Consider the following 19,671-nt stretch of genomic DNA (forward strand, 5'->3'; position numbering starts at 1 on the left):
ATATTGTGATATATTTTGCGCTACCGAAACTGCTGCCCGACCGACCGCAATGACCGATACCCGACGCGCGCTGACCAAAGGCGATTTCCAGCAACTGTCCGAGTTCCGCTACCAGATGCGCCGCTTCGAGCGCTTCTCCGAACGCGCCGCGCAAAGCGAAGGCGTGACGCCGCTGCAATATCTGCTGCTGCTGCACATCAAGGGCTACCCGCATCGCGAATGGGCCACCATCGGCGAACTCGCCGAACGCCTGCAGGCGCAGCATCACGGCGTCGTCGCGCTGGTGACGCGCTGCGAGGCGCTCGGGCTCGTAAAGCGCAAGACGAGCGAAGCCGACCGCCGGCAAGTCGAGGTCCATCTCGAAGAAGCCGGCGAGACGCTGCTCGCCCGTCTCGCGGCCATGCACCGCACGGAACTGAAATCGCTCAAGGGCACGTTCCAGGTTCCGCAGATCGATTTCTGATCCAGGCTTGACCGACCTTCCCCTACTCCGATGAACGCACCACACAAACGCGATTTCTCGACCAACGAACGCCTGCCCAGGATCGCGTTGCTGGCCGCCGGCATCGGCGTGCTCAGCACGCTGGCGGCGTTCGTGCTATTGAGCCTGATCCACCTGTTCACGAACCTGTTCTTCTTCCAGCAGTTCTCGTTCGCCGATCGTTCGCCCGCCCATAACACGCTCGGCGCGTGGGTGATCGTCGTGCCGGTGATCGGCGGGCTGATCGTCGGATCGATGGCGCGCTTCGGTTCGGAGAAGATCCGCGGCCACGGCATTCCCGAAGCGATCGAGGCGATCCTGTTCGGCAAGAGCCGCATGTCGCCGAAGGTTGCGATCCTCAAGCCGCTGTCGTCCGGCGTCGTGATCGGCAGCGGCGGCCCGTTCGGTGCCGAAGGCCCGATCATCATGACCGGCGGCGCGCTCGGCTCGCTGATCGCGCAATGCGTGCACGTGACCGCGGCCGAGCGCAAGACGCTGCTCGTCGCGGGCGCGGCCGCCGGCATGACCGCCGTGTTCGGCACGCCGGTCGCCGCCGTGCTGCTCGCGGTCGAACTGCTGCTGTTCGAATGGCGTCCGCGCAGTTTCCTGCCGGTCGCGCTCGCGTGCGCGGTGGCCGGTTTCGCCCGCGCCGTGTTCTTCGGCGTCGACCCGCTGTTTCCGTTGGCCACCGCATCGCCGACGCCCGTCGCGCTGCTGTCGTGCATCGTCGCGGGCCTGCTGTCGGGCATGCTCGCGTGCGGCCTGTCTGCCGCGCTGTACCGCGTCGAGGACACCTTCGCGAAGCTGCCCGTGCACTGGATGTGGTGGCCGGCGCTCGGCGCGATCGTGATTGGCGTCGGCGGCTGGCTCGAGCCCCGCGCGCTCGGCGTCGGCTACGACGTGATCGGCGACCTGCTGCACCAGCACATCGCGCTGAAGATCGCGCTCGCGCTGCTGATCGTGAAGGCCGTGATGTGGGTGATCGCGCTCGGCTCCGGCACGTCGGGCGGCGTGCTGGCCCCGCTGCTGATGCTCGGCGCCGGCCTCGGCACCGTGCTGTCGCCGGTGCTGCCCGGCGGCGATCCGGCACTGTGGCCGCTCGTCTGCATGGCCGCGACGCTCGGCGCCACGCTCGGCGCGCCGCTGACCGCGATCGTGTTCGCGTTCGGCCTCACGCACGACGCGAACGCGCTGCTGCCGCTGCTCGCCGCGACACTCGTCGCGCACGGCTTCGCGACCGTCGTGATGAAGCGTTCGATCATGACGGAAAAGATCGCGCGCCGCGGGTATCACATCTATCGCGAATACGGCGTCGATCCGCTCGAACGCCACGACGTGGCCGAAGTGATGACGCCAGCCGACGCGCTCGTCGCGATCGACGGCGCCACGACGCTCGATGCGGTCGAGTCGCAGTACTTCAGCGTGAAGCAGACGCACCGCGCATACCCGGTCGTGCAGAACGGTCGCCTGCTCGGCGTCGTGGATCGCGCGACGCTCGACGCGCAACGCGCGCAGAGCGGTCCCGGCGCCGTGCTCGCAAGCGCGTTCGCCGAACGTGTGCCGGCCGTCGCGCAGGCGCACGAAACGTGCCGCGTGGTCGCATCGCGGCTCGCGATGCTCGGCTTGGAACGCCTGCCGGTCGTCGACGATCCGCAATCGCTGCGCATCATCGGCATCGTGTCGCGCAGCGACTTGATCAAACCCGCGCTCCAGCATTTCGACGACGAACAGAAGCGCGAACGCTTCCGTCCCGTCGTACCCGTCAACCTGCGCGACGCAGAAATACGCAAGGCCCGCTGATACGCACCGCGCGCGCCGCCGCGTCCGGCGTTTAAACTTCGTTGACAATCGATCGGACGAAAGTTTGTCATCATGGTCTGCATGCGACGGGGCCATCATTCAGCCGTTCCACATCGTCATCCAATAAAGAAGCGTCGCGGCGCGACATGCAGACACATGCAGCACGCCGCGACCGTCAATCCGCCACACCTCAGGGCAGCGAGCCGACCGCACGACGCATGACGTCGCCGCCGTATCTCCATACGGACCACGCACGACGCATGCGGCCGCGCGACAGAACGCACAGCATCCGGATTGCCATTTGGCAAGCGCGTTAACAACTTGTTTCGGAATCGCCGGAACCGCATTTGTCCGATGCAATCTCACAAGCACGCAGTTCTGCTGCGCATCCCACTCAATCAATCACGACTCGAGGGAGATAAACGTGAACGTGAAATACTTACCGCTCATCGCATTGACCGTGGCAATTTCTGCTCACGCGGCCGATCCGGCCGCGCAGAACGTGGGACAAAGCCAGAAGGCCGCCCCGGAAGTCTCGGCGTGCATCGCCAAGACCTGGGCCGACAAGTCGCAGCAACAAGTGATCTCGCAGAACGTGCTCGCCAACGGCCTCGCGACCGATGTCTACGCACCGGGCCAGCAACCGCCGAACGGCGCGGCCGCGATGGTTCGTCCGTCGCCGAATCCGGGCGCGAAGACGTGGGTCGCCGTGCGCGGCGACGCGGCCGCCGCCGGCGACATCAACGCCTGTCTGTAAGCACCGCTGCCGGACGGCATTGCGCCGCCCGCATGCAAAAAGCCCCGCTTCGGCGGGGCTTTTTGTTTAGGCGCATGGGCCGCGCGCACGCGCCGCGACCCTTGCCTGCGCGCTTACAGGTAGCTGCAGACGTAGTCGAGCGTCTCCAGCACCTCGATGTCGAAGCGGCTCTTGCCCGGGACCGAGAACGATTCGCCGGCGCCGTAGGTTTGCCACTCGCTGCTGCCGTCGAGCTTCACGCGGCACTTGCCGGCCTGCACTTCCATCAATTCGGGCGCGTCCGTGCCGAAGTTGAGCGCGCACGGCAGGATCACGCCGAGCGTCTTGCGCGTGCCGTCCGGGAAGAGCACGGTATGCGACACGCACTTGCCGTCGAAATAGACGTTTGCGCGCTTGACGACCGATACGTTGTCGAATTGGGTTGCACTGGTCATGTGATGCCTCTGATTGCTGGATGCCGGATGGCGTGTTGTCGGAAGCCGGCCGGGGCGGCAGGCCGGCCGCTATGATACCGGCTCGCGGCGGGCGGGCCGCAAGCGGGACTGACTCGAGGCGGGCGACCAATCATAAGGATCACTACCCGATGCATTGCGTGGCCCGCATCGAGCGGCTCATCTGAGCCCCTTGCGGCGCGCGGAATCGCGCAGGCAGTCGAGCAGCATTGCCGCGGCCGGCGTGAGCGGACTGTCGCGCCGCGTGACGACCTGCACGGACACGCCGGGCAACCGCTCGCGGATCGGCAGCACGGCGAGCTGGTCGCGCGCCCACTCCCCTTGCAGCAACTGTTCGGGCATCGACGCGATCAGGTCGCAGCTCGTCATCAGGCTGTGCGCGAGGCCGAAGCTCGGGCATTCGACGACCCGTTGCGGCACCGGCAGCCCGTATGCGATGAACGAGTTGAACAGCACCTGGGTCGAGCTTTCCGGCGACGGATTCATCAGCCAGTCGGCCTCGACGAGATCGGCGAGCGACGTGGCCGACGCGAGCGGATGCCCCTTGCGCGCGACGATCAATGATCGGCTCGCGTAGAGTTCCGCGTGATCGAACTCGGCCGCCAGCAGTTCGGGCACGACGACGGCCACCGCGAAATCGAGCGAGCCGTCGTGCAGGCGAGGCAGCGCGACGCCCGGAAACCCTTCGATCAGACTGACGCGCGCGACCGGAAAGCGCCGCCGGAACGCGCGAAATGCATCGGGCAGGATCGTCACCGCGGCGGCCGGCGTGATCGCCGCCGCGACCGAGCCCGTCATCGCGCCTTGCGCCTGCTCGATGTCGTCGCGCGCACGCTGCATCTCGGCGACGATCAGCCGCGCGCGCACCTGCAGTTGCTGGCCGAACGCCGTGAGCTGCACGCCGCGCGCGGTGCGCACGACGAGCGACACGCCGAGCGCGATCTCCAGTTCCTTGACCGCTTTCGTCAACGCCGCCGGCGACACGTTCAGGCGCCGCGCGGCTGCGCGGATGCTCCCTTCGTCCGCGACGGTGACGAACGCTTTCAGCTGATGGTATTTCATGGCGGCATGCGTGATTCGTGGAAACCCCGTGAGCGCGGCGCATGCAGGCTCAGGGTATTCCCGAGCGGCAACCGGTGGTGTGCACCAAAGCAATTTAGCAGCTTCTGGTGCGCAAAAGAAATTTATATCCTTTCACGTCATATGCGCGTCAAACGTCCACCGGACCCACAGGAGACACCATGCTGCAAGCCGTGAACCCCGTCATCCCCGGCATCGCCGCGATCGCCCCGGACCTCATCGAAGTGCGCCGCCGCATCCATGCGCACCCGGAGCTCGCGTTCGAGGAAACGCTGACGAGCGATCTCGTCGCCGAACTGCTCACCGGGTGGGGTTACGAAGTGCATCGCGGCATCGGCAAGACGGGCGTCGTTGGCGTGCTGCGCGAAGGACAAGGCACGCGCACCGTCGGCCTGCGCGCCGACATGGACGCGCTGCCGCTCGCGGAGGCCACCGGCCTGCCCTACGCGAGCCGCCATGCGAACAAGATGCATGCGTGCGGTCACGACGGCCACACCGCGATGCTGCTGTGCGCGGCGCGTCACCTGGCCGCGACGCGCCAGTTCTCCGGCACGCTGAACCTGATCTTCCAACCGGCCGAGGAAAACTTCGGCGGCGCGAAAGCGATGATGGACGACGGCCTGTTCGATCGCTTCCCGTGCGATGCGATCTTCGCGATCCACAACATGCCGGGCCGCGCCGCCGGCGACATGGCATTCCGCACCGGCGCCGCGATGGCGTCGGCCGACCGCGTGACGATCACGCTGCGCGGCGTCGGCGGTCACGGCGCGATGCCGCACTTCGCGCGCGATCCGATGTCGGCCGCGGGCAGCATCATGGTCGCGCTGCAGACGATCGTCGCGCGCGAAGTCGACGCGCAGCACGCGGCCGTGATCACGGTCGGCAGCGTGCAGGCCGGCGAGACCTTCAACATCATTCCCGAAACCGTCGTGATGAAGCTGTCGGTGCGCGCGCTGAACGCCGACGTGCGCGCGCTGCTCGCCCGCCGCATCGAAGCGCTCGCGAAGGGCCAGGCGGAAAGCTTCGGCGTCGCCGCGGACGTGGATTACGACTACGGCTACCCGGTGTTGGTCAACCATCCCGAACCGACCGCGTTCGCGGCCGACATCGCGCGCCAGATGCTCGGCGCCGAGCGCGTCGAGACCGAAGCCGCCCCGCTGATGGGCAGCGAGGACTTCGCGTTCATGCTCGAAGCGCGCCCCGGCTGCTATGCGTTCATCGGCAACGGGGTCGGCAGCAAGGGCGGCTGCATGGTGCACAACCCCGGCTACGACTTCAACGACGACATCCTGGCGATCGGCGCGAGCTACTGGGTCCGCGTCGCCGAAGGCTGGCTCGCGGCCTGACGGCCCTTCATCACGCAGTTTCGCGCTTCAGCAGGGGAACCCCATGGAAACGTCCGCCCTTCCGTTCGCCGGCTCGCCGGCCGATGCCCGCGCCGCCGCGAAGAAACGCCGCCTGATCGCGGCCGCCGCGGTCGGCAACGCGCTCGAGTTCTACGACTTCACGGTCTACAGTTTCTTCGCAATCCTGATCGGCAAGCTGTTCTTTCCGGTCCACTCGTCGTTCGGGCAGCTGATGCTCGCGGTCGCGAGCTTCGGCGTCGGCTTCGTCACGCGCCCGCTCGGCGGGCTCGTGATCGGCATGTACGCCGACCGCGCCGGCCGCAAGAAGGCGATGATCCTGACGCTGCTGCTGATGACGCTCGGCACGGCAACGATCGCGGTCGCGCCCACCTTCGCGCAGGTCGGCATCGCCGCGCCGCTGCTGCTCGTGCTCGCACGGCTGCTGCAAGGGTTCGCATCGGGCGGCGAAGTCGGCGCGTCGACGACGCTGCTGCTCGAACAGGCACCGCAGCACCGCCGTGGCTTCTACGCGTCGTTCCAGTTCTCGAGCCAGGGGCTCGCCGCGCTCGCCGGGGCGCTCACCGGCGTCGCGCTCACGTCGACGCTCAATGCCGCGCAGCTCGAAAGCTGGGGCTGGCGCGTGCCGTTCATCATCGGCACGCTGTTCGTGCCGCTCGGTTACTGGCTGCGCCGCACCGTCGAGGAAGTGCCGGCTGCCGCGCCCGCCGCTGCGCATGACGAGCCGGTCGCGTCGCTGCCGCTCGCCGACGTGCTGCGCCACCACGGCAAGGCCGTGTTCGCGGGCCTCGGCGTGACGATCGGCGGCACGTCGATCCACTACATCATCGTGTTCTACATGGCGATCTACGGCGTGCAGGTGCTGCACCTGCCGACCTGGCTGTCCATGACGGCCGGCTGCGTCGCGGGCGCGATCCTGATGCTCGTGACGCCGATCGGCGGCCACCTGTCCGATGTCTACGGGCGCAACCGGATCGTCTGGTGGACGCGCATCGTGCTGATGGCCGCGATCTATCCCGCGTTCATCGCGCTGAACCGATGGCCGGGCGCCGCGTCGCTGCTGTCGATCATCGCCGCGCTGTCGGTCGTGCACGCGATCAACATCGGCGCGACCGGTGCGATGCTCGGCGAGTTGTTCCCGCGCGCGGTGCGGGCGACCGGCGGCGCGCTCGTGTACAGCGTGGGCGTCGCGATCTTCGGCGGCTTCGCGCAGTTCTTCGTCACGTGGCTGATCGCGGCGACCGGCAACCCGAATGCGCCTGCGTGGTATGCGATCGGCTGCGGTGTGCTCACGCTGCTCGCGATTCGCTGCATGGACGAGAAGGCCGGGAAGGCGCTCGATTGAGCGGTGGCGACGCGGGACGTGCGACACGTCATTGACGCAGCGAACGCGCATCGTGCATGATCGCTCCATGCACGACGCCACGCTCACCCTTTCGACGACCACGCGCACGACCGCCTTCGGCGGGCCCGTGCGGCGAATGCGCGCAAGGTCGTAGCGCCCTTCACCGATTCCCACAGGCCCCGCCGGTTCCTGACGGGGTCTCGTCGTTTCTCCGTCCGCACCGGCCTTTCAGGAGAAACGCGATGTCCGAAGCCCCATCCCCGAAACGTGCGCTGCTCGTCGTCGACATGCAAGTCGGGTTGTTCCATGGCCCCGATCGTCCGCATGACGGCGAACGCGTGCTGGCCAACGTCAACCGGCTGATTCGCCGCGCACATGAAGCCGGCGCGCCCGTGTTCGCCGTACGCCACACCGGCCCGGCGGGTTCGCCGATCGCGCCCGATGCGCCACTCGCCGCATTGCTGCCGGCGCTCGCGATCGATACGGCACGCGACATCGCGTTCGACAAGACCCGGCCGAGTTGTTTCGCGGGCACGCGCCTCGCCGAATGGCTGCACGCGGCCGGAATCGGCGAGATCGTGATTGCGGGGATGAAGACGCAGTACTGCATCGACACGACGTGCCGCGCGGCCGCCGATCTCGGCTTTCGCGCCGTGCTCGTCGCCGATGCGCATACCTGCATGGATACGCCCGCGTTGCCGGCCGAGCGGATCGTCGCGCATCACAATGCGACGCTCGGCGGGCCGTTCGCGACGTTGACGACGACCGAGGCATGCGGGTTCTGACCGGCAACGCATACGGCGCGCCGCACGCCGGCCCCGTAAACGCAACAAGGCACGGGCCACCGTCACCCGTGCCTTGCGCGCGCGACACCCCGCTCAGAACGTATGCATCATCCCCACATACGCGCCCGTCTGCGACTCGCCCGTCATCGGGCTCGTGCCCGACGTCGCGTCGCGCGGTGACGCGAGCAGCGAGAAGTTCGAGTTGCCGCCGTTGCGCACATACGCGACCGTCCCGTACAGGAACGTGCGCTTCGACAGGTTGTACGTCGTACCGAGCACGTACATGATCGCGTGCCCCGACGGATCGTGCGACGCATCGCCGCCGCCATCCCCGACCTTCACGTAGTACCCGCCGCCCGTCACGGCCCACTGCGGCGTTGCCGTGTAGGTCGCGCCAAGCCAGTAGTGATCGGCGCGATCGGCGACGCCCGCCGGGCTGTCCGGCGCCTGGTAGTGCGTATAGGCGCCCTGGATCTTGAACTTCGACACCTTCACGTTCGCGCCGACGAAATACTCGCGCGACGCGGTGAAGATGTTGCTGAACTTGCCGTTGTTGTCGCGCAGCTCGTCGTAGATGCCGCGCACGTCGAGCACCGGAGAGTGATACGAGATCATGATCCCGTCCGAGCGGCCGAAGTCGTCGGCCGCGCCGTAGTTGAAGCCTCGCGACTGGTTGCCGAACGCATATTGCGCCTGCACGTCGAAGCCGCCGATCACCGGGCTGTGATATTCGATGTTGTTGCTGCTCTGCTGCCAGTTGCGGCCGCGCACGAGCGATGCGGACGAAAACGCCTGCTGCACGAACGGATCGAATTCCCACACGCCGTCGCTGTCGATGAACAGGTTGCGGCCGGCCTGCAGCTGGCCCCACGTGTCGCTCTTCAACCCGACATACGCGCGGCGCGACCACATGCGTCCGCCGCCCGTCGTGCCGTTCATCACCTGGAACGCGGTTTCCAGGTTGAAGACCGTCGACATCCCGCCGCCGAGATCCTCGACGCCCTTCAGGCCGAACATGCTGGTACCCCAGTCGCCGCCTTCCGCGCTCCAGCGCGTCGAGCTGCCGTTGGGCGTCGCGATGTGGTTCAGGTATTCGACGCCGCCGTCGATACGGCCGTACAGCGTCACGCTGGTCTGTGCGAATGCGGCCGCCGGCGTGGCGGCCACGATCAGCCATGCGAAATGTTTGAGTCGCAAAATGATGCCCCCTCGGAGTCTCGACCGTCCGGCACGCGCCCCATGCACGCGCCGGCGGTCCGTTCACCCGCGATCGATCGAAAAACGCCCGGGGCCCGCCGCGCAAAGCGCGAGCAGGCCGCCCGAGATCGCGATGTTCTTGTAGAAATGAATCATGTTGTCGATCTGCTCGCCGCCCGACATCGTCCAGTAGTGATGGCCGATGAAGCCGGTGCCGATCGTATACAGCGCAAGCAGCAGCGCGAGCGGCCGCGTCTGGAAACCGACGAGAATCGCGATGCCGGCGAACAGCTCCATCACGACGGAGATGGCCGCCGAAACGATCGGTGCGGGCGCACCCTCGCTTCCCATGAACGCGATCGTACCGGAGAAGTCGACGATCTTCTTCCAGCCGAACATCACGAACAGGATCACGAGCAGGATTCGGGACAGCAGCAGCAGCACATCGCGCTGGGACGCGAGAAACGGTTGATTCGGTGTCATGGTGTGATCAACGAAAGCGGTGCGCGAAACGCGTGCACCGGATTGCCTGTGAACCGGGACGGGCGACCGCCGGCCGCCCGCCCCGCTCTGCAACAACCGGCATCGGGGCCCGCCCGATGTGCTGTGCTCCTCCTCTCGTCAGTGTTGCCCTGCTTCGTGCCGCGTCGCGCCCGGCGTCAACGCGCCTTCGCGACGTCCTGCTCGGTCACCTTCGCGGCCGGATTGCCGAACTGGCCGGTCAGGTAGTTCGTCAGCGCGGCGATCTGCGCATCCGACAGCTCGTTGCGGAACGCGGGCATCCCGACGTCCTCGCTGCCGGCCTTGCGCTGCACGCCGTTCAGGATCACCTGCACCAGGTTCGCCGGATTCGGCGCACCCACCGTCGAGTTGTGGAACAGCGACGGGTAATAGCCGTCCGGCGTGCCCTTGCCCTGCATCTGGTGGCACGTCGCGCAGTTGCCGAGATACAGCCGCGCCGGATCGATGCCCGACGCCGCGAGCGCCACGCCGCGCAGCTTCAGGCCGTCTTCCGCCGGCTTGCCCCACGACGAGCGCGACTGCTTCGCGTCGCCGCTGGCGACGGCCGGCACCGTGCGGATATACGTCGCGATCGCGCCGATGTCGGCGTCGGTCATCTTCGAGAAGCTGTGCTCGACCGCCTCGGCCATCGGACCGGCCGCCTGCGCGACACCCGGCACGCTGCCGGTGCGCAGGTACTGGACGAGCTGCTGCTGCGTCCAGCCGCCGATCCCCGCATTCGGGTCGGACGTGATGTTGTAGCCGTCCCAGCCCGCCAGCACCGAACCCGACAGGAAGCTGCCGCCCGTCTCGTCGAGCGACTTCTCCTGCATCGCAATGCCGCGCGGCGTGTGACACGTGCTGCAGTGCGCGAGGCCCTGCACCAGATACGCGCCGCGGTTCCACTCGGCGCTCTGCGCCGGCTTCGGCTGGTACGCGCCGTCCTTCAGGAACAGCCAGTTCCAGATCTTCAGCGGCCAGCGCATGCTCAGCAATGCGGGGATCTCGTTCTTCGGCGGCGTCTGCTTGACCGGTTCGACACCGTGCATGAAGTACGTATACAGCGCCTGCACGTCGTCGTCGTTGATCTTCGCGTACGACACGTACGGCATCGCCGGATACAGGTTGCTGCCGTTCTTCGAGACGCCGTGACGCACCGCGCGTTCGAAATCGTCGAATGTCCAGTTGCCGATGCCGGTGTCCGGGTCGGGCGTGATGTTGCTCGTGTAGATCTTGCCGAGCATCGGCACCGGCATCCCGAGGCCGCCGGCGAACGGCTTGCCGCCCTTCGCGGTGTGGCAGGCCATGCAGTCGCCCGCGACCGCCAGATATTCGCCGCGCTTGATCTGCGCGGGATCGGCCGAGTCGGCCGCGCGCACGAGGCCCGGCAGCACGAGGCAGCCGGCGAGGAGGAAGGTGAGAGTAGATTTCCGCACGGTCAGACTTCCTTCTTCAGCGTGTCCGACATCCGCAGCGCCAGCGCCGCGATCGTCAGCGTCACGTTCACCGTACCGACGGTCGGCATCGTCGAGCTGCTCGAGATGAACAGGTTCGGATGGTCGAACGTGCGGCAGTCCTTGTCGACGACCGAGTCGCGCGCATCCGCGCCCATGATCGTCGAGCCCGTGATGTGGTTGTTCGGCGCGAATTCGTCGTTGAACACGACGTCCGTGCCGCCCAGCACCTGCGCCGCGGTCGCATAGACTTCGCGCGTGTGCACGGCGCCGCGCTTCACGTAGTCGTCGATCGCATAGGTGATTTCCGGGCGCGGAATGCCGATCGCGTCGGTGGCCGTCTTGCTCGGCACGATGCGGTTCTCGGGCTGCGGCAGGATTTCGTGGAAGCAGTCGAACTGCACGTAGCGGGCCGAACGATCGCGGATCTGCGCGTCGAGCTCGTCGGACTTCATCAGCTTGCCGGCCTTGAAGATCTTCTGCGTTTCCTGGTTGATGCGCGACATGTTCGACAGGTGGATCTTCTTCGCGGCTTCGGTCGCGCGGAACGGACCGTCGCGGAAACCGATCAGCGACGTCATTTCCTGCGGGCCGCGGCCCGGCCACAGCTTCTCGCTCGCGTAGAACGACACGCCCGTGCCCGGGTGATCCATCAGGTTGCGTCCGACCATGTCGGAGCTGTTCGCGACGCCGTTCGGGAAGTCGCGGTTCGCCGACATCAGCAGGATCTTCGGCGTCTCGATACCGTTCGCGGCGACCACGAAGTACTTGCCCTCGACGCGATGGTCGGCGCCCGTCTTGTCCTTGTAGATCGCGGCGACGATGCGCTTGTCCGGCCCCGTCTCGAGCTTGTAGACCACGGCGCTGTCGATCAGCTTCGCGCCGGCCTGCTCGGCCTTCTCGACGTGCACGATGCCGTTGTACATCGCGCCGATCGGGCAGATCGGCATGCAGTTGTTGTTTCCGCAACAGGTTGGCCGGCCGTCGTACGGACGGCTGTTGCGCGCGACCGGCTCGGTCACCACGTGGAACTTCGGGTCATGGCCGTTGAGCGCGCTCTTGATCGTCTGCTCGTTGAACGACAACGGCAGCGGCGGCATCGGATACGGCTGCTTGCGCGGCGAGTACAGGTCTTCCTCGGGGCCGGGGCCCCACACGCCGAGCTCTTCCTCCGCGCGCTGGTAGTAATGCTCGAGGTCGTCGTACTGAATCGGCCAGTCGCGGCCGACGCCGTACACGGTCTTCATCTTGAAGTCGTTCGGGATGAAGCGCCATGCCGACGCGGCCCAGTGCCACGTCGTGCCGCCCACCGCGCGAATGTACTGCGAGTTGAACTTGTGCTCGCCCTTCAGGACCAGGTAGTCGTTCGGCGGGCCGTATTCCGGATGCGGCGCCCACGGGCTCGACGGGTACGGCGCCATGAAGTCCGTCTTGTCGGGCTGGTTGCGGAAGCGTTCGACGATTTCCCAGCGCGGCATGCGCGGGCCTGCCTCGAGCAGGATCACCGACTTGCCGGCCATCGCGAGCTGATGCGCGACGATCGCGCCTGCGACACCGGATCCGACGACCACGACGTCGGCTTTTTGCGTATCGGTATCGGCCATCAGGCTTGCCTCTCGATCGGTTTTTCGGCCCAGAAGCCGGGTTTGTTGGGGCAATACGAGGGAATCACGAGCGTATCGGACACGACGCTGAACATTAACGCTTCTTCGTAAGTAATCACGACGTTGTCGACGATGCCGAGATACCACGCTTCGAGAATCGACAGCGCGGAGGCCTGCTGATCGGGATTCAATGAGCCGGACGCGAGCGCGCCCGCGAGTTGCGACAGACCGTCGGCGGTCTTGAACGAGCCCTTCTGCAAGGCCTGCAGGAAGCGGTCGCCGAGCACGCGGCTCAGCCCTTTCTTGCCTGTCAGTGCCTCGGCGAGCGTCATGAATGTATCGAGCGGCGCGGAGCCGGGATTATCGGCCAGGGCCCGCAACGCCAGCGAGCCGGTGAGGCCTGCCGCCGTCAGCGCCAGTGCGCCCTGCAGCCATTGACGCCGCGTGATGCCGGATGCGGCTGCGTCGCGATCGCGACGCGAGTGGGGGGTGTTGTCGTTGTGCATGTTTCCTTCTCTCGAACACCGGATTCGGGAAAACCACGCTTGATATTTCTCAAACTTTCGCGCGGCCCTGAAATGTACGCGCACAATTCGAATTGAACAATGCTTTTATAGTCCAATAAATGTTCCGCAATCCGAGACAATCGACATTTCGCTGCATTTTTGTGTCGTCGACGCGACAATTCTGCTTCCGGATGCCGGCGTGTCGCAAGCCGGCGACACGCCGCCTCCCCCTCCCTTCATCCGCTCACATGCGCGTCGGTTAGAATCGCGTGCAATCAAACAGAAAGCTTCCCTCCGAGGGCATCGAGCGATGAAGCAGCACAACAAACACAACAACACGAATTCAACCCGTCACACCACACGGCTGCTCTGGCGCATCGGCGCGGTCACGGCGCTCGGCGCTGCCGCGGCGCTGTCGCTGCATGCGGGCGCCGCCCGCACGGTGAGCGTGTCGCCGCAAGGCACCGTCACCGAAGTCCGGCAAAGCGTCGTCAAGTTCGACGAACCGATGGTCGCGTTCGGCTCGGCATCCGCGCCGAGTCCCGCGCGCATGACCTGCAACGACTCCACCGCCGCGCGCGGCCAGGGGCACTGGCTCGACGACAAAACCTGGGTCTACGATTTCGAGAACGACCTGCCGCCCGGCGTGCGCTGCTCCGTCGCGCTCAACGACACGCTGCGCTCGGTCGCCGGCAACGCGGTCAGCGGCCCGCGCCGCTTCACGTTTCAAACCGGCGGCCCGTTTCCCGTGACGGTGCGCCCGGGCTCGCGCGAGATCGAGGAACGCCAGGTGTTCGTGCTGAAGCTGAACGGCCCGGCCGAGCCGCGCTCCGCGCTCGCGAACATCTGGTGCGAAGCGGTCGGCATCGGCAACCGCATCCCCGTCACGGCCGCCGACGACGATACCCGCAACGCGCTGCTCGATCACTTCGGGCTGAAGAAGGACGCCGCGCGCGTGCTGACGCTGTCGTGCGCGCAGGCGCTGCCCGCGAGCGCGAAGATGCAGCTCGTCTACGGCAAGGGCGTCGCGAGCCCGAGCGGCATCGCGAACGACACCGAGCGCCGCTTCGACTTCACCGTGCGCGCACCGTTCGCCGCGAGCTTCTCGTGCGAGCGCGAAAACGCGAAGGCGCCCTGCACGCCGCTGCGTCCGCTGACGCTGTCGTTCAATGCGCCGATCTCGCGCAAGAACGCCGAGGCGATCAAGCTGCGCGGCCCTGACGGCTCGCTTTCGCCCACCTTCGCGGCCGACGATCACAGCGACGAAGTGACCACCGTCACGTTCAACCCGCCGCTGCCCGCGCAGGCGAACCTGACGATCGAGCTGCCGTCCGGCTTGCGCGACGTGACGGACCGCCCGCTCGCGAACGCCGACCTGTTCCCGCTCGCGACGCGCACCGCGCCGATGCCGCCGCTCGCGAAATTCTCGTCGGGCACCTTCGGGATCGTCGAGCGATTCGCCGAACCGGATACGCCCGCGCTCGTGCCGGTCACGCTGCGCAACGTCGAGGCCGACCTGCATATCGCGGGCCTCAACACGAGCGGCGCGCAATTCTCGAACCTGAAGGTCGACGACGACACCGCGATCCGTCAATGGATGCGCACCGTCGAGCGCTTCGACAATTGGTCGATGACGGCCGGCACGATCGACGAGCGCCTCCCGGGCCTGCTCCGGCGCAAGGGCCAGCACCCCGTCTACGTGCCGCTCCAGGCCGGCGAGAAGATGCCCGCGCCGCAGAACCGCCGCATCGACGTGCGCTCGCTGTCGCTGCTCGCCGGCGAACCGGGCGCGCAGGCACTGACGCTGCCGAAGGCCGATCCGAAGGCGCTGCGTCCGTTCGAGGTCGTCGGCGTGCCGATCGAAAAACCCGGCTTCTACGTGCTTGAACTCGCGTCGCCCGCGCTCGGCCGCTCGCTGCTCGCGAAGCCGTCGAGCATGTACGTGCGTACCACCGTGCTCGTCACGAACCTCGGTGTGCATCTGAAACAGGGCCGCGAGAACAACCTCGTATGGGTCACGACGCTCGACAAGGGCAAGCCCGTGCCGAACGCGCGAATCCGCGTGTCGGATTGCAACGGCGACGAAATCGCGTCCGGCAAGACCGATGCGCAAGGCCTGCTGAAGATCGACGGGGCATTCGAGCCGAAGCATGAATGCAGCCAGTCGGAACGCTTCGACGACTACTTCGTGTCGGCGCGCGTCGACGATCCCAAGACGGGCCCGGACATGGCGTTCGTCAGCTCGAACTGGAACCGCGGGATCGAATCGTGGCGCTTCAACGTGCCGACCGACACCGCCAGCGCGCCGACCGTGCGCGCGCATACGGTATTCGACCGCACGCTGCTGCGTGCCGGCGAAACCGTGTCGATGAAGCACTTCCTGCGCACCGAGACGCTGCAGAGCCTCGCGTTCCCGGCGCAATACCCGACGCGCGTGACGATCCGCCATCTCGGCTCCGACCAGACCTACAAGCTGCCGCTCACGTGGTCGGCCGACCACAGCGCCGACACGCAGTTCACGCTGCCGCCCGCGGCGAAGCTCGGCGAGTACAGCGTGTCGCTCGAAGGCGGCCCGGACGATGCGCCGACCGCCAGCTACTACAGCGGCAGCTTCCGTGTCGAGGCGTTCCGCCTGCCGGTGCTCAAGGGGACGATCGGCGCGCGCGACGCGCAGAAGAGCCCGCTCGTCGCGGCCAAGGAAGCGCCGCTCGCGGTGCAGATCGACTACGTGTCGGGCGGCGGCGCTTCGAACCTGCCCGTGCAGGTGTCGGCGCTGATGAAATGGGCGTCGCCGCCGTTCGCGGATCGCTTCGAGGACTTCAGCTTCACACCGTATCGTCCCGAGCGCAGCGACGGCAATGCCGACGACGATACGCAGGACGGCGACAGCGCATCGGCCGCGAACAACGATCCCGACTCGACCCGGCTGATCGCGGACAAGCTGCCGCTGACGCTCGACCGCAACGGCGCGGGCACCGTCACGCTCAAGGGCCTGCCCGACGTCGACGCGCCGAAGCGTATCGCGCTCGAGGCGACGTTCGCGGACCCGAACGGCGAAGTGCAGACGATCCGCGGCGACACGATCCTGTGGCCGGCCGCGGTAGTGGCCGGCATCAAGGCCGGCCGCTGGGTGTCGGTCGGCCAGCGCGTGCCTGTGCAGGCGCTCGCGGTCGACCTGCAGGGCAAGCCGCGCGCATCGGTGCCGGTCGAGATCAAGGGCGTCGCGCACATCACGACGTCGTCGCGCAAGCGGATGGTCGGCGGCTTTTACGCATACGACAACAAGAGCGACACGCGCGACCTCGGCGTGCTGTGCTCGGGCAAGACCGACGACAAGGGCCGCATGGCCTGCGACGCGACGCTCGAACAGGCCGGCAACATCCAGTTGATCGCGGTCGCGAAGGACGGCGACGGCCGCACGTCGAACGCGTCGACGTCCGTCTGGGTCACGCGCGAGGACGAACTCTGGTTCGGCGGCGACAACACCGACCGGATCGACGTGATCCCGGAGAAGACGTCCTACGAGGCGGGCGAAACGGCCCGCTTCCAGGTTCGCATGCCGTTCCGCTACGCAACCGCGCTCGTCGCGGTCGAACGCGGCGGTGTGATGGAAACGCACGTCGTCGAACTCAACGGCAAGAACCCGACCGTCGACCTGAAGGTCGGCGAGTCGTGGGGGCCGAACGTGTACGTGTCGGTGCTCGCGTTGCGCGGCCGGATTCGCGAAGTGCCGTGGTACTCGTTCTTCACCTGGGGCTGGAAGGCGCCGGTCGAATGGGCCCGCGCGTTCTGGCGCGAAGGCCGTCACTATGAAGCACCGACCGCGTTCGTCGATCTGTCGAAGCCCGCGTTCCGCTATGGCCTCGGCGAGATCAAGGTCGGCACGGGCGTGCATCGTCTCGGCGTGTCCGTGACGACCGACGCGACGCGTTACACGGTGCGCGGCAAGGCGCAGGCACACGTGAAGGTCACGCTGCCGAACGGCCGGCCGGCGCCGGCCGGCACGCAGATCGCGGTCGCGGCCGTCGACGAGGCGCTGCTCGAGCTGATGCCGAACGACAGCTGGGACCTGCTCGACGCGATGCTGCAGCGACGCGCGTACGGCGTCGAGACGGCCACCGCGCAGATGGAAATCGTCGGTCGCCGCCACTTCGGCCGCAAGGCCGTGCCGGCCGGCGGCGGCGGCGGCGGCGCGCCGACACGCGAGCTGTTCGACACGCTGCTGCTGTGGAACCCTCGCGTGACGCTCGACGCGAACGGCAGCGCGACCGTCGAAGTGCCGCTGAACGACGCGCTCACGCGCTTCCGGATCGTCGCGATCGCGGCGGTTGGCCCCGACCGCTTCGGCACCGGCAGCACGTCGATTCGCAGCACGCAGGATCTGCAGCTGATTTCCGGGCTGCCGCCGCTCGTGCGCGAAGGCGATGCGTTCCGCGCGCAGGTCACGCTGCGCAACACGACCGACCGCGCGATGCAGGTCGTCGTGACGCCGCGCGTGACGGGCCTCGACGTCGCGCCGCAAACCGTGTCGCTCGCGGCCAATGCGGCGACGGAGGTGGCATGGACGATCACGGTGCCCGAGCAGGCGCTCGACGCGGCCGGCGCGCTGAACTGGCGCATCGAGGCGGCCGAGCAAGGCGGCAAGCGCGCGTCCGACGCGCTGGCCGTCGCGCAGAAGGTCGTGCCCGCGCTGCCGGTGACCGTGCAGCAAGCCACGCTCACGCAGGTCGACGGCACGCTGACGGTGCCCGTATCGGCCCCGGCCGGCGCCGTCAACAACGCACAGGGCGCGCCGCGCGGCGGCATCGCCGTGTCGCTGCAGTCGAAGCTCGCCGACGGCCTGCCCGGCGTGCGGCGCTGGTTCGAGCGCTATCCGTACCGCTGCCTCGAACAGCAGACGTCGCGTGCGATCGGCCTGCACGACGCCGCGCAATGGCAGGCGCTGGTGGCGCGCATGCCCGTGTACCTCGACAGCGATGGCCTTGCGAGCTACTTCCCGCCGTCGTCCGACGATGCGCACTACGGCAGCCCGACGCTGTCGTCGTACCTGCTCGTGGTCGCCGACGAGGCCGGCCGCCTCGACCCGCGCTTCGCGCTGCCGGAAGACCTGCGCACGCAGCTCGAGGCCGGGCTCGCGCGCTTCGTCGACGGCCGCATCGAGCGCAACGCGTGGGCGCCGCGCCAGGATCGCGATCTGCGCAAGCTCGCCGCGATCGAGGCGCTGTCGCGTTACGGCGCCGCGCAGGGCCGCATGCTCGGTTCGATCGAGATCGCGCCGAACCAGTGGCCGACGTCGGCGGTGATCGACTATCACGCGATCCTCACGCGCGTGAAGGACATCCCGCAGCGTGACGAGAAACGCGCGCAGGTCGAGCAGATCCTGCGTGCGCGCCTCACGTATCAGGGCACGCAGCTCGTGTTCTCGACCGCGCGCGACGACGATCTGTGGTGGCTGATGACGAGCACCGAGACCAACGCCGCGCGTCTCGCGCTGGAATTCGCGGGTGACCCTGCGTGGAAGGACGAGATGCCGCGCATCGCGACCGGCCTGCTCGCGCTGCAACGCCAGGGCGCATGGCAGACGACGACGTCGAACGCGCTCGGCCAGCTCGCGATCGAGCGCTTCTCGCGCACCTACGAGAGCACGCCCGTGGCGGGCACGACGAAGGTCGCGCTCGGCGGCAACGAGCGCGCGATCTCGTGGTCGCAGGCGCCGGCACCCGCCGCCCCCCCCGCATCGGCCACCGCCGCGACCCGCGCCGCCGCCGCGCGCAGCGTGCTGATGCCGTGGCCGCGTGCGGCGCAGGCACCGGCCACGCTGTCCGTCACCCAGGACGGCACGGGCCGCCCGTGGGCGACCGTCGAAAGCCTCGCGGCCGTGCCGCTGCGCGCGCCGTTCGCGGCCGGCTACCGGATCACGAAGACCGTCACGCCCGTGTCGCCCGCCGTCAAGGGCGTGCTGACGCGCGGCGACGTCGTGCGCGTGCATCTCGACATCGATGCGCAGAGCGACATGACATGGGTCGTCGTCAACGATCCGATCCCGTCCGGCGCGACGATCCTCGGCTCCGGCCTCGGTCGCGACTCCGAAGCCGCGACGCAGGGCGAGAAATCGCCGGACGGCGCATGGCCGGCTTTCATCGAACGCGACTTCGACGGCTACCGCGCGTATTACGACTATCTGCCGAAGGGCAAACTCTCGGTCGAATACACGGTGCGGCTGAACAACGTCGGCACCTTCGGGCTGCCGCCGACGCGCGTCGAGGCGCTGTACGCGCCGTCCGTGTATGGCCTGTGGCCGAACCCGCCGATGACCGTGAAGCCGGCCGACGCGGGCAAGTAACG

General features: G+C 67.6%; 14 protein-coding genes. 7 read left to right on the forward strand and 7 right to left on the reverse strand.

Annotated elements, in window-relative coordinates; translation table 11 throughout:
- Nucleotides 1–49 precede the first annotated feature (49 nt).
- The 3 genes from ACV22V_RS07790 to ACV22V_RS07800 all read left to right on the forward strand — a co-directional run bounded on the left by ACV22V_RS07790 (nt 50) and on the right by ACV22V_RS07800 (nt 3,038).
- On the forward strand, nt 50–463 hold the full coding sequence (locus ACV22V_RS07790; protein WP_059533862.1) for a MarR family winged helix-turn-helix transcriptional regulator: 414 nt from the start codon (nt 50–52) through the stop codon (nt 461–463).
- Nucleotides 464–493: 30 nt separating this feature from the next.
- Complete coding sequence (locus tag ACV22V_RS07795) at nt 494–2,281, forward strand: chloride channel protein (protein ID WP_448013442.1); 1,788 nt, start codon at nt 494–496, stop codon at nt 2,279–2,281.
- 424 nt (nt 2,282–2,705) lie between these two features.
- Nucleotides 2,706–3,038 (forward strand): hypothetical protein, encoded by a 333-nt coding sequence (locus tag ACV22V_RS07800; RefSeq protein ID WP_175909541.1) that lies wholly within the window; start codon nt 2,706–2,708, stop codon nt 3,036–3,038.
- Between the two features lie 113 nt (nt 3,039–3,151).
- Here ACV22V_RS07800 and ppnP read toward each other — a convergent pair whose 3' ends face one another.
- Both ppnP and ACV22V_RS07810 read right to left on the reverse strand, forming a co-directional pair.
- Nucleotides 3,152–3,472, reverse strand: a complete 321-nt coding sequence (gene ppnP, locus ACV22V_RS07805) for a pyrimidine/purine nucleoside phosphorylase (RefSeq protein WP_006478890.1) — start codon at nt 3,470–3,472, stop codon at nt 3,152–3,154.
- A 177-nt stretch (nt 3,473–3,649) separates the two neighbouring features.
- Nucleotides 3,650–4,552 carry a LysR substrate-binding domain-containing protein gene (locus ACV22V_RS07810; protein ID WP_059533866.1) on the reverse strand — a complete coding sequence of 301 codons (903 nt, stop codon included), beginning with the start codon at nt 4,550–4,552 and terminating at the stop codon, nt 3,650–3,652.
- 179 nt (nt 4,553–4,731) lie between these two features.
- Between ACV22V_RS07810 and ACV22V_RS07815 the strand changes: the two genes are divergently transcribed.
- The 3 genes from ACV22V_RS07815 (at nt 4,732) to ACV22V_RS07825 (ending at nt 8,064) form a co-directional block, all read left to right on the forward strand.
- On the forward strand, nt 4,732–5,916 hold the full coding sequence (locus tag ACV22V_RS07815) for a M20 aminoacylase family protein (protein ID WP_059533868.1): 1,185 nt from the start codon (nt 4,732–4,734) through the stop codon (nt 5,914–5,916).
- Between the two features lie 43 nt (nt 5,917–5,959).
- Nucleotides 5,960–7,279 (forward strand): MFS transporter, encoded by a 1,320-nt coding sequence (locus ACV22V_RS07820; protein ID WP_448013443.1) that lies wholly within the window; start codon nt 5,960–5,962, stop codon nt 7,277–7,279.
- Between the two features lie 242 nt (nt 7,280–7,521).
- Nucleotides 7,522–8,064 carry a cysteine hydrolase family protein gene (locus ACV22V_RS07825; protein WP_448013444.1) on the forward strand — a complete coding sequence of 181 codons (543 nt, stop codon included), beginning with the start codon at nt 7,522–7,524 and terminating at the stop codon, nt 8,062–8,064.
- A 93-nt stretch (nt 8,065–8,157) separates the two neighbouring features.
- On the opposite strand, the gene ACV22V_RS07830 is transcribed toward ACV22V_RS07825, so the two are convergent.
- The 5 genes from ACV22V_RS07830 to ACV22V_RS07850 form a co-directional block, all read right to left on the reverse strand.
- On the reverse strand, nt 8,158–9,261 hold the full coding sequence (locus ACV22V_RS07830) for a porin (protein ID WP_059533872.1): 1,104 nt from the start codon (nt 9,259–9,261) through the stop codon (nt 8,158–8,160).
- A 63-nt stretch (nt 9,262–9,324) separates the two neighbouring features.
- On the reverse strand, nt 9,325–9,744 hold the full coding sequence (locus ACV22V_RS07835; protein ID WP_059533874.1) for a DoxX family protein: 420 nt from the start codon (nt 9,742–9,744) through the stop codon (nt 9,325–9,327).
- 176 nt (nt 9,745–9,920) lie between these two features.
- Nucleotides 9,921–11,198 (reverse strand): c-type cytochrome, encoded by a 1,278-nt coding sequence (locus ACV22V_RS07840; RefSeq protein WP_448013445.1) that lies wholly within the window; start codon nt 11,196–11,198, stop codon nt 9,921–9,923.
- Nucleotides 11,199–11,200: 2 nt separating this feature from the next.
- Nucleotides 11,201–12,820: a GMC family oxidoreductase gene (locus ACV22V_RS07845; protein ID WP_059533877.1), complete on the reverse strand. Its 1,620-nt coding sequence runs from the start codon at nt 12,818–12,820 to the stop codon at nt 11,201–11,203.
- The gene (locus tag ACV22V_RS07850; RefSeq protein WP_448013446.1) at nt 12,820–13,326 is read right to left on the reverse strand and encodes a sugar dehydrogenase complex small subunit; all 507 of its coding nucleotides are present in this window, start codon (nt 13,324–13,326) and stop codon (nt 12,820–12,822) included. Before ACV22V_RS07850 ends, ACV22V_RS07845 begins: the two co-directional genes overlap by 1 nt.
- Nucleotides 13,327–13,636: 310 nt before the next feature.
- On the opposite strand from ACV22V_RS07850, the gene ACV22V_RS07855 reads away from it, so the two are divergent.
- A complete protein-coding gene (locus ACV22V_RS07855) occupies nt 13,637–19,669 on the forward strand; it encodes an alpha-2-macroglobulin family protein (RefSeq protein WP_448013447.1) in 6,033 nt (2,010 codons plus the stop codon).
- Nucleotides 19,670–19,671 lie beyond the last annotated feature (2 nt).

This window comes from Burkholderia sp. AW33-5, assembly GCF_053427615.1.